At 61.1% G+C, this 13,056-nt stretch carries 16 protein-coding genes; 8 read left to right on the top strand and 8 right to left on the bottom strand.

The annotated features are described in order from the left end of the window. Positions 1-104: 104 nt before the first annotated feature. Positions 105-563, bottom strand: coding sequence for a carboxymuconolactone decarboxylase family protein (locus AO692_RS03855; RefSeq protein ID WP_054308723.1), 459 nt, complete (start codon positions 561-563; stop codon positions 105-107). Positions 564-676: 113 nt separating this feature from the next. Here AO692_RS03855 and AO692_RS03850 point away from each other — a divergent pair, with 113 nt between their 5' ends. Continuing rightward, a complete protein-coding gene (locus AO692_RS03850) occupies positions 677-1,552 on the top strand; it encodes a sigma-70 family RNA polymerase sigma factor (protein ID WP_054308722.1) in 876 nt (291 codons plus the stop codon). 6 nt (positions 1,553-1,558) lie between these two features. On the opposite strand, the gene AO692_RS03845 is transcribed toward AO692_RS03850, so the two are convergent. Further along, positions 1,559-2,005 carry a PaaI family thioesterase gene (locus tag AO692_RS03845; RefSeq protein WP_054309429.1) on the bottom strand — a complete coding sequence of 149 codons (447 nt, stop codon included), beginning with the start codon at positions 2,003-2,005 and terminating at the stop codon, positions 1,559-1,561. Positions 2,006-2,176: 171 nt separating this feature from the next. On the opposite strand from AO692_RS03845, the gene AO692_RS03840 reads away from it, so the two are divergent. From AO692_RS03840 to AO692_RS03820, 5 genes are all read left to right on the top strand, one after another. Continuing rightward, on the top strand, positions 2,177-2,995 hold the full coding sequence (locus AO692_RS03840) for an enoyl-CoA hydratase (RefSeq protein WP_054308721.1): 819 nt from the start codon (positions 2,177-2,179) through the stop codon (positions 2,993-2,995). Positions 2,996-3,047: 52 nt separating this feature from the next. After that, on the top strand, positions 3,048-3,812 hold the full coding sequence (locus tag AO692_RS03835) for a GNAT family N-acetyltransferase (protein ID WP_054308720.1): 765 nt from the start codon (positions 3,048-3,050) through the stop codon (positions 3,810-3,812). Further along, the gene (locus AO692_RS03830) at positions 3,809-4,330 is read left to right on the top strand and encodes a CoA-binding protein (RefSeq protein WP_054308719.1); all 522 of its coding nucleotides are present in this window, start codon (positions 3,809-3,811) and stop codon (positions 4,328-4,330) included. The genes AO692_RS03835 and AO692_RS03830 overlap by 4 nt, the downstream gene beginning before the upstream one ends. A 144-nt stretch (positions 4,331-4,474) precedes the next feature. Further along, a complete protein-coding gene (locus AO692_RS03825) occupies positions 4,475-5,758 on the top strand; it encodes an O-acetylhomoserine aminocarboxypropyltransferase (protein ID WP_054308718.1) in 1,284 nt (427 codons plus the stop codon). Between the two features lie 43 nt (positions 5,759-5,801). Then, positions 5,802-6,152, top strand: coding sequence for a cupin domain-containing protein (locus tag AO692_RS03820; protein WP_054308717.1), 351 nt, complete (start codon positions 5,802-5,804; stop codon positions 6,150-6,152). A gap of 9 nt (positions 6,153-6,161) precedes the next feature. Here AO692_RS03820 and AO692_RS03815 read toward each other — a convergent pair whose 3' ends face one another. The 3 genes from AO692_RS03815 to AO692_RS03805 all read right to left on the bottom strand — a co-directional run bounded on the left by AO692_RS03815 (position 6,162) and on the right by AO692_RS03805 (position 8,636). After that, positions 6,162-6,974, bottom strand: a complete 813-nt coding sequence (locus AO692_RS03815; protein WP_054308716.1) for a methyltransferase domain-containing protein — start codon at positions 6,972-6,974, stop codon at positions 6,162-6,164. A gap of 120 nt (positions 6,975-7,094) precedes the next feature. Continuing rightward, positions 7,095-8,342, bottom strand: a complete 1,248-nt coding sequence (locus tag AO692_RS03810; protein ID WP_054308715.1) for a cytochrome P450 — start codon at positions 8,340-8,342, stop codon at positions 7,095-7,097. Between the two features lie 9 nt (positions 8,343-8,351). Beyond that, a complete protein-coding gene (locus AO692_RS03805; RefSeq protein ID WP_244483277.1) occupies positions 8,352-8,636 on the bottom strand; it encodes a barstar family protein in 285 nt (94 codons plus the stop codon). A gap of 104 nt (positions 8,637-8,740) precedes the next feature. Between AO692_RS03805 and AO692_RS03800 the strand changes: the two genes are divergently transcribed. After that, positions 8,741-9,844 carry an FAD-dependent oxidoreductase gene (locus tag AO692_RS03800; protein WP_054308713.1) on the top strand — a complete coding sequence of 368 codons (1,104 nt, stop codon included), beginning with the start codon at positions 8,741-8,743 and terminating at the stop codon, positions 9,842-9,844. Positions 9,845-10,021: 177 nt separating this feature from the next. Here the strand turns inward: AO692_RS03800 and AO692_RS03795 are convergent, their stop codons facing one another. Together AO692_RS03795 and AO692_RS03790 are read right to left on the bottom strand one after the other, a co-directional pair. After that, positions 10,022-10,777 carry an SDR family NAD(P)-dependent oxidoreductase gene (locus AO692_RS03795; protein WP_054308712.1) on the bottom strand — a complete coding sequence of 252 codons (756 nt, stop codon included), beginning with the start codon at positions 10,775-10,777 and terminating at the stop codon, positions 10,022-10,024. A 295-nt stretch (positions 10,778-11,072) separates the two neighbouring features. Beyond that, positions 11,073-11,648, bottom strand: coding sequence for a TetR/AcrR family transcriptional regulator (locus AO692_RS03790; protein WP_054308711.1), 576 nt, complete (start codon positions 11,646-11,648; stop codon positions 11,073-11,075). Positions 11,649-11,706: 58 nt separating this feature from the next. On the opposite strand from AO692_RS03790, the gene AO692_RS03785 reads away from it, so the two are divergent. Beyond that, entirely contained in the window at positions 11,707-12,396 is a 690-nt protein-coding gene (locus AO692_RS03785) for a DUF4336 domain-containing protein (protein ID WP_054309428.1), read from the top strand. A 66-nt stretch (positions 12,397-12,462) separates the two neighbouring features. Here AO692_RS03785 and AO692_RS03780 read toward each other — a convergent pair whose 3' ends face one another. After that, on the bottom strand, positions 12,463-13,053 hold the full coding sequence (locus AO692_RS03780; RefSeq protein WP_054308710.1) for a hypothetical protein: 591 nt from the start codon (positions 13,051-13,053) through the stop codon (positions 12,463-12,465). Between the last annotated feature and the right edge of the window lie 3 nt (positions 13,054-13,056).

Raw genomic sequence — 13,056 nt, 5'->3', positions numbered from 1 at the left:
GACCGCAATCACCACTTGGATATTGGCCTATGTCCAGGCAGCGTAACAAATAGCGGCTTTGAAGGCCGGAGCATTTTTGCCCGGCCTTCAAATGCGTGTCTCACTCAATTCCAGGCAGCGCCCGCCACCTGACGCACGCTGGCGTTCAGCCGGTTCCACACATTGATCTGCGCGATCTGCAGGAGCAGCCCGGATATGGCCTTTTCGTCGTAGTATTTGGCGGCTTCGTTCCAGACATTATCCGGCACAGCGTCCGAACGATCGGCAATGCGCGTAACGGCCTCGGTCAAAGCGAGTGCTGCTCGCTCGGCGTCGTTGAAGAACGGCGTGTCGCGCCAGGCCGCAACCGCGAAGATGCGGCGGTCGGTCTCGCCAGCCTTCTTCAATTCCTGCGCATGCATGTCCACGCAAACGCTGCAGCCGTTGATCTGGCTGGCACGCAGATGGACCAGCTTGGTGGTGACCTCGGAAAGGCCGCTCTTTTCCGTGGCCTTGTTGAGCGCGGTCAGCGCCTGCATTGCCTCCGGAATAACAAAGACGGGGTTTTTCATTCTCGCCTGCATGGCTTTCATCTCCGTGTTAGATCGGGTTCACGACGATTCCGGCGCCTGTTGGTCACATCGGCCGGATTTCGTTCGTCATCGGCTTGACGCACGGCAGACAGGGAATGTGACCGATGGACGAAAAAAAGATTCTGGCAGGCCAGTTCGAGGCGAACCGCGGTCACCTGAGCGCCGTCGCCTTCCGCATGCTCGGTTCCCGATCGGAGGCCGAGGACGCCGTTCAGGAAGCATGGCTGCGACTGAACCGGACCGACGTTGGTGATGTCGAGAACCTCGGCGGTTGGCTGAGAACGGTGGTGGCGCGTATCTGCCTGGACATGCTGCGCTCGCGCAAATTGCGTCGTGAAGAACCTATGGGGGATGTCGAGCCCGGCCTGCCGTCCGACGCCGAAACCGTCTCCTATGATCCGGAATATCAGATCGCCATGGCAGATTCCGTCGGACTGGCGATGTTGGTCGTCCTGGAGACACTTGGCCCTGCCGAGCGGGTCGCGTTCGTGTTGCACGACATGTTCGATCTGCCCTTCGACGACATTGCGCCAATCGTCGGACGCACGACCGATGCAACGCGCAAGCTTGCGAGCCGTGCACGCCAGCGTGTGCAGGGTACCCCTGTCTCTCCGGAGGCAGATCGGGCCCGCCAGCGTAGGGTGGTCGAAGCCTTCATTGCGGCTTCGCGCGATGGCAATTTCGAAGCGCTGCTTTCCATCCTCGATCCCGACGTCGTGTTCCGGGCCGATGAAGCGGCGATGCGGCTGGGTTCGGAGGCAGAACTGCGTGGGCCGGAGGCGGTTGCAGGCCACTTCAAGGGCCGTGCGCACGGCGCGAAACCGGCTACGCTCGACGGCGCCCTCGGTGTCCTGGTGGAAGCTGGCGGCAAGACGCTGCTGGTTCTGCGTGTGACGCTGAAGGGCGATCGTATCATTGGCATCGAAGCCGTGGCAGATCGCGAAAGCCTCGCCGATTTGAAAGTGGCGGTTCTCGACTGACCGCGATCAGCGCCTGGGCGGGATCGAATAAGTGCCGGTTGCCTGCGCGACGGTGTGGCCCGTCGCGCCGGCGATGATATCGATGTCGTAGACCATCAGGCTTTTGCCCAGTTTCAAAATGCGGCAGTGGCCGAGAATTGGGCCTGCTTCGGCCTTGCGCATGAAATTGATGTTGAGATTGGTGGTGACGGATAGCGCATCCGGTCCGGCATGAGAAAGCACGCACACATAGCCGCCGATGTCGGCCAGCGTGAACAGGCAAGGGCCGGATATCGTACCGCCGGGGCGTAGGTGCCTCTCGTCCGCATTGAGGCGAACTATGCAGCCACCGGGAAAAATGTCGATGGCTTCATAGGCCAGATAATCGTTGTTGAGCTGTGGGTAGACGGATCTCAACAGTACGTTGGCTTCGTCGGCTGTCAGCACCGGCTCGAGATCGTCCTGCATCGGCATGGCATGGTCCGTTCGCTGTCGTGGTGCTTCGGCTTTCGCCTTGCGCCTGTTATGGTCCCGTAGGTCAGAAAGCATGCTCGTAGCCTTTCCTTCAATCGGCAGCGTGCTAGTTCTTTTGTTCCATAGAGAACGAACCCGACGGCTGGATCGTCGGGCAGCGGAGATCAAAACGTGGCCGAAATCCTCGCCATCAAGACCGAACCCGTCGGACCGGTGCTGGCCGAACAGGCCAACGGCATTGCCCGCATCACGCTCGCCAGCCCGCCTGCCAATGCCCTGTCGCTGGCGGTCATGGCAGCCTTGCAGGCTGAATTCGACCGGCTGCGCGAAGACCGCTCAGTGCGCGTCATAGTGCTTGCCGCATCTGGCAAGGTGTTCTGCGCCGGACACGACCTCAAGGAACTCACCGCGCATCGCAATGAGGGCGACCGGGGCAGGGCCTTTTTCGAAAAGACCTTCGCCGCGTGCTCCGCTCTTATGCAGGCCATTGTACGGCATCCCAAGCCCGTGATCGCGGTGGTTGACGGGCTCGCGACAGCCGCGGGCCTGCAACTTGTCGCTAGCTGTGACCTGGCGATCGCTTCGCACGAGGCGACATTCTGCACGCCGGGCGTCAACATCGGCCTGTTCTGCTCGACACCGATGGTGGCGCTGTCGCGCAATGTCTCGCGCAAGCAGGCCATGGAAATGCTTTTGACCGGCGAGACCATCGATGCCGCGACTGCCAAGGAATTCGGCCTGATCAACCGCATCGTGCCGCGCGAATACCTGAATCAGGTCGTGACCAAATACGCGCAAACCATTGCTTCCAAATCGCCTTTGACGATCCGAACCGGTAAGGAGGCCTTCTACGCGCAGGCTGAAATGGGGCTTTCTGATGCCTATGACTACGCTGGGCGTGTGATGGTGGAGAACATGCTGGCGCGCGACGCCGAGGAAGGCATCGGCGCCTTCATCGGCAAGCGGCAGCCGGAATGGAAAGGCGAGTGATGCGGCCATTTGGCCATGTCGCTTACATCGAAACTCCGGGCATTTTTAGCGTATGAGCCAGGGCCTCGTTCTCGACATACAGCCCAACACCGTCTGGCACGTCGAGGAGGCCTGTCGTCAGGCTTGGCCCGCGGCGGTGGAACAAGTCGCCGACGGCTGGTTGCTGCGCCGGTCCGGCGGTGGCATCCGCCGGACCAATTCTGCCAATCCGCTGGCAGGAGAGCGCCATTGCAATGCAGCTCTCATCGACAGGATCGAAACGTTCTATCGCGATTTCCGCCAGGTGCCGGTCTTCCGTCTCACCGATTTCACACGCGAGATTTCGGCCGAACTTGACCGGCGCGGCTACACCACACAGGCAAATACGCTGACGTTGCTGGCTTTGTTGGCGGCCCGACCGCCCCTTTATTCCGAAGGCACTGTCGTGACGACCGAACCAACCGAGAACTGGTTCGACCTGCGCGACCGTCTGGCGAAGGATCCGTTGATCTTCCGAGACATGGTGGCCGCGATCGGCATGCCCAAGGCCTTTGCCTCCTTACGCGCTGGCGGGCGTACAGCCTCGATCGCCTATGGTGTGCTCTGCCACGGCATGCTGGTGGTGGAATCCGTCGCTACCCATCCGGATCATCGTGGCAAGGGGCTGGCCAGACGCACGGTCGGAGCGCTGATGAATTGGGCGCGCGATGCAGGCGCCGACAAGGCCTGCCTGCAGGTTGTGGCCGACAACCATCCAGCCCTTGCTGTTTACCGGGCTTTGGGCTTCAACACCGAGCTCTACAGCTATCATTATCGTTTCGCACCGGATGCCGCATGAACCACGACGCCTACGACAATGCCTATATCGCCGGCATCCTGAATTCAGTGAAGACCATCGCCATCGTTGGTGCCTCCGCCAATGACGTCCGGCCGAGCTGGTTCGTGCTTAAATACATGCTTGCCAAAGGCTTTTCGGTGTTTCCGATCAATCCGGGCCAGGCCGGCAAGGAAATTCTCGGCCGCATGACCTATGCCAGGCTGGCCGACATTCCTGAGCCGATCGATATGGTCGACATCTTCCGCGCGCCGGCCGCTGTGCCGGGCATCGTCGACGAGGCTTTGGCGCTCGATCCGTTGCCCAAGGTGATCTGGATGCAGCTCGGCGTGCGCCATGACGACGCGGCAGCGAAGGCGGAGGCCGCGGGTATCAAGGTGGTGATGAACCGCTGCCCCAAGATCGAATATGGCCGTCTCTCCGGTGAGATCGGCTGGAACGGCGTCAATTCCGGCGTGCTTTCCTCCAAAAAACCCATCATGCGCCAAGGTTTCCAGAGTTTTGGGGTTCGCCAGAAGTAGCGAGCAACAATTTTCCACGTTTTTGCCGAAACTCTGGCTGTGGGTTTGAAAAATTGCGCCCGGCAGGCAAAATCTTCTTTGCATTCGACGCGCGGCTCGCCCAAGAATGCCCGGCGATTTTTGGACGATTTGAGGAGGTTTTCGATGAGCCAGCGCGCACCCGGTTTCAACACGCTCGCGGTTCACGCCGGCGCCAAACCCGATCCGGCCACGGGCGCTCGCGCTACGCCGATCTATCAAACCACGTCCTACGTCTTCGACGATGCCGACCATGCTGCCTCGCTGTTCGGCCTGAAGGCGTTCGGCAACATCTACACCCGTATCATGAACCCTACCCAGGCGGTGCTGGAAGAGCGCGTCGCTGCACTTGAGGGCGGTACGGCCGCGCTGGCCGTGGCGTCGGGCCATGCCGCGCAGCTTCTCGTCGCGCACACGCTGCTGAAATCCGGCGAAAACTTCGTCGCCGCACGCCGGCTCTACGGCGGCTCGATCAATCAGTTCGGCCATGCTTTCAAGAACTTCGGCTGGGAGGTACGCTGGGGCGACACCAACGATATCTCGACCTTCGAGAAGCAGATCGACGAAAACACCAAGTTCATCTTCGCCGAGAGCCTGGCGAATCCGAACGGTGAATTCGTCGACATCGAAAAGCTGGGCGATATTGCCCGCAAGCACGGTATTCCGCTCGTCGTCGACAACACGCTGGCCACACCCTATCTGGTGCGCCCGATCGAGCATGGCGCGGACATCGTCGTACACTCATTGACCAAGTTCATCGGCGGTCACGGCAACTCCATCGGCGGCGTCATCGTCGATGGCGGCACCTTCGACTGGTCGAAATCCGGCAAATATCCGATGCTGTCCGAGCCTCGCCCCGAATATGGCGGCATGGTGCTGCACGAGACCTTTGGCAACTTCGCCTTTGCCATTGCAACCCGGGTGCTCGGCCTGCGTGATTTCGGTCCGGCGATCTCGCCTTTCAATGCCTTTCTGATCCTGACCGGTCTGGAGACGCTGCCGCTGCGCATGCAGCGCCACTGCGACAATGCTGCGACCGTGGCTGCTTGGCTCGCGAACCATCCGAAAGTGTCGTGGGTGTCCTATCCCGGCCTGCCGACCGACAAGAACAATGCATTGCACAAGAAGTACTCGCCGCTGGGCGCGGGAGCGGCTTTCACCTTCGGTCTCAAGGGCGGCTATGACGCCGGCGTGAAATTCGTCGAGGCGCTGGAGCTGTTTTCGCATCTCGCCAACATCGGCGATACCAAGTCGCTGGTCATCCATCCGGCTTCGACGACGCATCGCCAGCTTTCCGACGAACAGAAGGTGGCGGCTGGGGCGGGGCCGGACACCGTGCGTCTCTCGGTCGGCATCGAGGACGTCAACGATATCGTTGCGGATCTCGAACAGGCGCTCGCCAAAATCTGATCGGCATGGCACAGAAGGCTCCGGATCAGACCGGAGCCTTTTCATGAGCGAGCCGAAATTCCTCACCGTTTCCCTTGATGGCATGGAGCCGGAGCATGGCGCGCCGGCACCGGATCGTCTGGTTTCGGGCGATCCGAAATTCCGCACCTGGAACGCCGAGGAACGCGACGGCATCCTCTACGCGGGCATCTGGGAATCGACGCCAGGCAAATGGCGCATCGCCTATGACGAATGGGAGTTCTGCCACATCCTTGCTGGCGTCTCCGTGATCATGGAAGAGGGCGGTGAGGCGCGCACGGTGCGTGCCGGCGACAGTTTCGTGCTCAGGCCCGGCTTCAAGGGAAGCTGGGAAGTGCTTGAAACGACTCGCAAGGAATACGTCATCAAGCTCTGACGCCATCACCTATCCCGGCACTCGGCCGGACAGCCTGAAGAAAGTGTGCGAGGTGACCAGAACGTCGGGGTTCGCCAGATGGGTCTCAAGCGCGGCCATGTCTGTTTCGAGGTCATCCTGTGCGACGAAGCCTTGGTCGATCATCTTGTCGCGCACGTTGTTGATGAATTCGTGGAGCATTGGCCGGCGGTCGTGTCCGGGCGGATAGACATGGTAGACGGCATCGACGTCTATGTTGGTGAGGCCCGCTTCGCGGAACAGGCGATGCGAGCGACGACCAATGAACAGATCGATGCCTTGCGCTTCTGAATAAGCGATGTAGGCATTCAGCAGCCGCTCCCAGGCTGGTAGCGGCGGATCGCAGAAATGGGCGACGAAATCCGCCTCGAAGCTGGCGATCCAGCCGCCCGGCCGCACCAGCGCTACCATCTCGCGTACGATGCGATGCGGCTCCGGCACATTGACCAGGACCAGTCGCATATGCGCGCCGTCAAACGAGCCGCGTTCCAATCCCGTGTCGTAGGCATTGCCCTCACGTACTTCGACTTGCGGGAGCGCATGATCGGCCACGAAGCGGCGCGCCATATCGACGAAATGCGGGCTGCGCTCGAGACCGAGTACCGAACCAGTCACACCGACCCGCTTGCCGAGGAGGTGAAGCACGCCACCCGGGCCGCAGCCGAGATCGATCACCCGCTCACCTAGCTTGATGCCGACGCGTTCGAGATGCGCGTCGGAATCCGGCGCCAGGTTGGCGATCTGCCGCTTCAGCCTTGCTTGCTCTGCCGGACCACGGCCGAGCAGATACTTGTCCTGCCGCATGGTGCACGCTCTCCCTCATCGAGACGTACGATGCGAAACAATGCCTGCTAAAAGCGCAGAATAGCACGGAACGGCAGCCCTGGCGTGAGCAACTTCACACAGTGCCTATGCGAGGAGGGTTCAGGTGCGAACGCTGAGTTTCTCCAACCCGTGGAAGTGGTAGGTGTCGCGAAATTGTGGCTCCTCGGCGAACCGCAGCATCGGCAGGCGCTCGAACAGCGTCTTCAACGAGACCTGCAGTTCCAGTCTGGCCAATGGCGCTCCGATGCAGAAATGGATGCCGGCACCGAAGGAGACATTCTTCTGGTCGCCGCGCTGTGGATCAAAGGCGCCGGGCCCCGCATAGGCGGCAGGGTCGCGATTGGCCATGCCGAGCAAAAGGCCGATCTGCTCGTTCGGCTTTATGATCACTCCCGGTACAACCTCGATCTCCTGATAGGCGTAGCGGGTGAACATGTGCAGCGGTGCGTCGTAGCGCAGGCATTCCTCGACAGTTGCAGCGGTCGCCTCCGGCGACGTGAAGAAGCGGCGGGGATCACCGCCCTGGACCAGGATCGAGCGCACGGCGTTACCGGTCTGGTGCACGGTTGCCTCATGGCCGGCATTGAGCAGCAGAATGGTTGAGGAAATCAGTTCGTCTTCCGTCAGTTTCTGGCCGTCTTCCTGGGCAGAGATCAGCAGCGACAGCAGATCGTCGCCTGGCTGCTTGCGCCGTTCGGCGACGTAGCCACGCAAGAAATCGGCGAATTCGCGTGCCGCTCGGTTGGCCGTATCCTCGGTCTCGCGGGTGCGGCCGTGCATGTACATGGCGACCATCTGGTGCGACCAGGCGAGCAATTGCGGCCCCATCTCCACTGGCACGCCGAGCATCTCGGCGATGATGGTGATCGGCAGCGGCGCGGCATAGGAGGGCAAAAGGTCCACCGGTTCGCCGGACTCGAAACGATCGATCAGTTCGTTCGCGAGCGCTTCCACGCGTGGCCGCAGCCGCTCCACCTGGCGCGAGACGAAGGCACGGTTGACCAGCGTGCGCAGCCTTGTGTGCACTGGCGGCTCCAACTCCAGCATGGAGTTGGCTTCAATGGTGTCGAAGGCGGTCAAATGGCTGCGATCCTGGTCGAGGCCACGGCTGTCTGGAATGCCGGCAGGGTTCTGACGGCCGAAGCGGCGGTCGCGCAGCAGGCCGTTGACCGTGTCGTAGCCGCCTACGCACCAGAAGCCGAATTCCTTCCAGAAAAAGGCCGGGCTGTTGGCGTGCAGCCAGGCATAGGCATCATAAGGATCCTGTACAAACGCCGGCTCGTGCGGGTCGAGGCTGACATGGCGGCTGGCCCGGTCGAATGAGAGATAGGCTGGCTTGGTCGGCATAAGTCTGTCTCAGCTTGCAAAGGAAAGGCACAGTATCGGATCACCGCCGGCCTCAATGCGTCGCCAGTTCACGAAGGCCGCGCTTTCGCACAAGGCAACGAGCAAATCCGGTTGGCTGCGTTTGAGCGCCTCAGCCTGCTCCAACTGAATGACGACGATGCCGCCTTTTTCCACATGGATGGTCGAAAGGCCAGCATCTGGTTCGTCCAGATGCGACATGCAATCGATCCAGGCATCCCAGTTGCGGCCGTAAAAATCTGGGAAGCCAAAGGTTTCGGCAAAAAGACCGTGCAAATCGGTGATTTCGGAACAGTCGATGCGGACAAGACGATGTTGCAAGAAACGCCCCGGGGTTGTGAACTGATATTACCTTCCCGCATGAGAGGACTGTTGCCAATATGAACGTCATCGTCGTCGGCGCCGGCATTGCCGGCCTCTCCACAGCATGGTCGCTGATCAAGGCCGGGCACAGCGTCATCCTTATGGAACAAGGGCCTATTCCTAATCCGTTGGCTGCTTCGGGAGATCATCATCGCATCATTCGTCGCGCCTATCGTGCGGACACAGGTTATGGCCAACTGATCAGCGAGGCCTACGCCGCCTGGGAAGAATTGTGGAGCGACGTCGGCGAAGACCATCTCGATCATCGCGGTTTCCTGTGTGTCTCGCGTGAACCGGGCGACGAGGCGGAAGAATATCGGGAAGGCATGGAGGCTGGCGGCTGGCCGATCGAACTTCTGACGCCCGACGCTGCGGTTGAGCGCTGGCCCTTCCTGAAAGCCGGCACCTTTCGTTATGCCTATTTTTCACCGGACGGTGGCGCGCTGCATTGCCGCAAGATCGCGGCGGGGCTGGCGAAGTGGCTGCGTGCGCACGGCGCTGATGTGTGCGAAAATTCCAAGGTGGTCGCGGTGGACGCCGAAGCCGGACGGGTGACGCTCGCCAATGGCGAGAACCTGCATGCAGACCGCGTGATCGTCACCGCCGGAGCCTGGGTTCTGAAGCTGTTTCCGGAACTGGGCGATGAGTTGAAGACTTATCGCACCGCGCTCGCTTATGTGGAACCGCCTGCCGACCTTCGAGCTGCCTGGGAAGCCGCGCCCATCATCCTCGATGTCGGCGGCAAGACCGACGGCTACATGATTCCGCCGACGCGCGGTGCCGGTATGAAGTTCGGCTCGGGTCTGCACAAGGTGCCGACCGACGATGCTGACCGGAACCGGGTGCCGATACCGGGGGAGGGCGAACAGATCCGCGATCGGTTTTCGCCGCCGATCGCCCGCACCAAGGAATACCGGGTCACCGACGTCGTGACCTGCGCCTACACCTTCACCGCCGACGAGAAATTCCTGGCGCGCGAAAAAGGCAAATGCCTGATTGTTTCGGCCTGTTCCGGTCACGGCTACAAGTTCGGTGCAGCAGTTGGCCGGCGCGTCGCCCGTGCGGTGGGCGATGGCGACATCGGAGCGCTGAAGCGCTGGCTAAGAGCTGAACAAATGTGAACATTACTTTGCGGCCTGCCTTTCTCGCGCCTGCAACCGTTGGATGGGCGCTGGTCGGCGCAGCGGCGCACGAGTGGTAATCGACAACAAGCCGGACCAACGGCCCGGCTGTATGTCGATCAGCATTCTTCCCGCTCTTGGCGTCAGGCGAGAAGGTACCTCGCACCGTCCCGCTGTTTAAGTGGGATTCATGGCTGCGAAGGTTGCTTCGTAGAGGCCATCGCGTTCGGCCCACCGCCGCGCGCGGTCGCGTTCGACCAGCACTTCACCTCTGGGATGCTCCTCCTGTTCCAGCAGATGCATCACCTCCGAGACATAGACATCGACGGGCGTGGCGCGCGGATCGGTTGCTTGCCGGGCGCCCGTAAGTTGCGTTTGCACATAGGGCGGCGCGAGTTCGAGCACTTCCACAGGCACATTGCGGAGCTGATGCCGCAGCGATTGCAACCAGGAGTGCAGGAATGCCTTGCTGGCACAATAGGCAGGGAAGTCGGCCCGAGGCACGAAGGCAAGGTTCGAACTGGTAGCTACGATCGTCGCGTTGGTTTGCCCCTTCAACGTCGGCAGCAGCGCCGCTGTCACACGCAAGATGCCCAGGATGTTGGTCTCGATGATCGCCTCGGCATCTGAGGCATCCCAGTTGTCGGCGGTCATATCTTCCGCACGCGAAATGCCGGCATTGGCGATGAGCATGTTGAGGTCGGGGAAATAGGCCCGGATGTCAGTGGTGAGGCGAGAGAGCGAAGCTTGGTCGGTGACATCGAGCGACATGCCGAACAAATCAGGCCGGCCTGCCGTGATTTCATCAAGCAGCGACTGCCGCCGCCCTGTGATGATGACGCGGTTGCCGCGCGTGTGGAAAGCCTCGGCCAACGCGCGGCCGATACCGCTGGTGCCGCCGGTGACGGGGATTGTGTTGCCAGTCATTTTCATGGGTTTTGCCTTTCAGGTGCTCGTTGAGAAAGGCGGACGGGGGCCTGGCTGTGAGCGGCAGGACAGCATGCATCCTGGCAAGAGCGCGCTTGCCAAGGCAGTGTGTCGAGCGGACCAGCAGCCGCTGAGCAGGAAAAATGGACATACCGTTGCGCCTTCGTGATCGAGATCTCCCAGCCGGGACCTTCTCGATAAGGCGCGTTGGATGACGGTAACGCCTACGGCAGAGCTGTACAGGCGACTGCAGGTAGACGGCTACCGCAGCCGTCCTTGACCGTCAAGCGCGGGTGCGGGCCTACGATTGTTCGCCGATGCCCTCGACGACGATACGGATAAGTCGGCGCACCTGACTGTGATCGAACGCGTCTCCCGCAAGGGAGTTCAGCATCGCCTGGCCATAGATCCCAAGCAGGACCAGCGCCATGTAGTTTGCTCCCTCGTCCTTGCGGACAAGGCCCTGCTGCTGTCCAAGAGCAAGAATATCCCGGACGAGCCCCTGAAAAGAGGGGCGTTCGGACGGTGGCTCCAGGGACGGTCGTAGGGAAGGCGCAAGCGCCAGGCGTGCCAGTGATGGATTGGTCATGCACCAGTCCGCGCTGTCCGTCAGAACCTGCTCCAGCAATTCGGTGACGTTCATGTTGCGCGTCATCAGCTCGCGGTAGCCGGCATCGTTGGCCTCTACGCGAGCGATGAGGCTGAAGGCGATGTCCTCCTTCGAGCCGAATAGATTGTAGACGGTCTTGCGGGTCAAACCGGCGCGCCCGGCGATATCCTCGACCGAGGTGTTTTCAAACCCAAATTCCCGGAACGCTCTGTCGGCTGCGTCGAGGATCAGATTTCTGGATCGCTCCGTGCGCTTCAAGCTTGGCATTTTTTATACATATGTGTAAATTTACTCATCTGTAAATATTGGTGATGTCGTGGCTTCCATCCTGACGCAGTTCGGGCCTGAAATCTGGCTTGCCGAGGGCCCGACGATAACAGCCACGGCCGGTTTTCACTATCCGACGCGCCAAGCTGTCATTCGTCTGTTCGGGAACCAGCTGTTCATCTGGTCGCCGATTGCCCTTACCGCTGAATTGCATGCCTCGGTCAGCGCATTGGGCGAGGTAGGTTATCTTATCCCACCCAATTCGCTGCATCACCTGTCTCTTGGTGACTGGCAGCGCGCCTTTCCGCAAGCGAAGACTTATGCCCCGCCTGGGTTGCGCGAGAAACGACCTGATATCCTGTTCGACGGTGACCTCGCTGACATCGGCCAGCCAGTCTGGAACACGGATGTGAAGCAAGTCGTCATTGGCGGAAATCTCATCACAACCGAAGTCGTGTTTTTTCACCTGGCGAGCCGTACCGCTCTCTTCTGCGATCTGATCCAGCAATTCAAACCCGGCTGGTTCTCTGGCTGGCGCGCAGTCGTGGCGGGGCTTGATCTGATGATCGGAGCCGAGGCGTCCGTGCCCCGCAAATTTCGGATCGCATTCACGGACAAGCGGGCGGCACGTGCCTCAATTCAGAAAATCCTGGCCTGGCCTGCGGAGAACGTGTTGATGGCTCATGGCGACCCGATAACGCGGGACGGGCAGGCGTTCCTGCGCCGCGCGTTCCGTTGGCTGGTTTGAGCGCGGCCATTCACTTGGCTGCCGACAAGCCGGAGCAAATGCCCCAGCTTGTCGGCAAGCTGCCTATCAGTATTGGCAGTGCCGTGGAATGTGCACGCGGCGCCAGCCGGTCTGACCTTCAGAGACCATCACGCGGCGCGCGACCTGTCGATAGCTCGGCGGTACCTCCAGGACGCGCTCGGATCCTGGCTGGATGACGACCTGCTCGGTCTCGTACCCATATTCCGCAGGGATGACGACGCGGCGGCGGGATTCCGGCTGGATCACGACGGTTTCGGCCACCCTTTCGTAGCGCGGCTTGTATTTGATCTTGCACAGCACGCGGCGGCCGTTGATCCAGCGCCACTCCCAGCCGTAGCCGCCATCTGAGACCTGTATGGTCCGATATCTGGTATCGACCACCGCCGGGATCACTTCATAGCTGACGCGTTCCGGCCGGATCAGCACGGCGCGCTGGCGCGTGCCGTAGATCGGAGGGGTCCTCACCACCCGGCTGTAGCCAGGGCTGACCTGCTCTTCTCCATAGATCGTGTCGTAGACCGGGCGGGTCCGGTACGGTTCGTAGCATTCGACCGCGCGGCCACCCGCCACTGTTTCGGAAGCGGTGCCGAGCATGATCAGCGCGGACACGGCCAGCGAAAGCTGCTTCTTCAACATATG

This window comes from Mesorhizobium sp. 1M-11 (assembly GCF_001303895.1).
Classification (GTDB): domain Bacteria; phylum Pseudomonadota; class Alphaproteobacteria; order Rhizobiales; family Rhizobiaceae; genus Mesorhizobium.
This window is presented reverse-complemented; position numbering and strand designations above follow the sequence as displayed.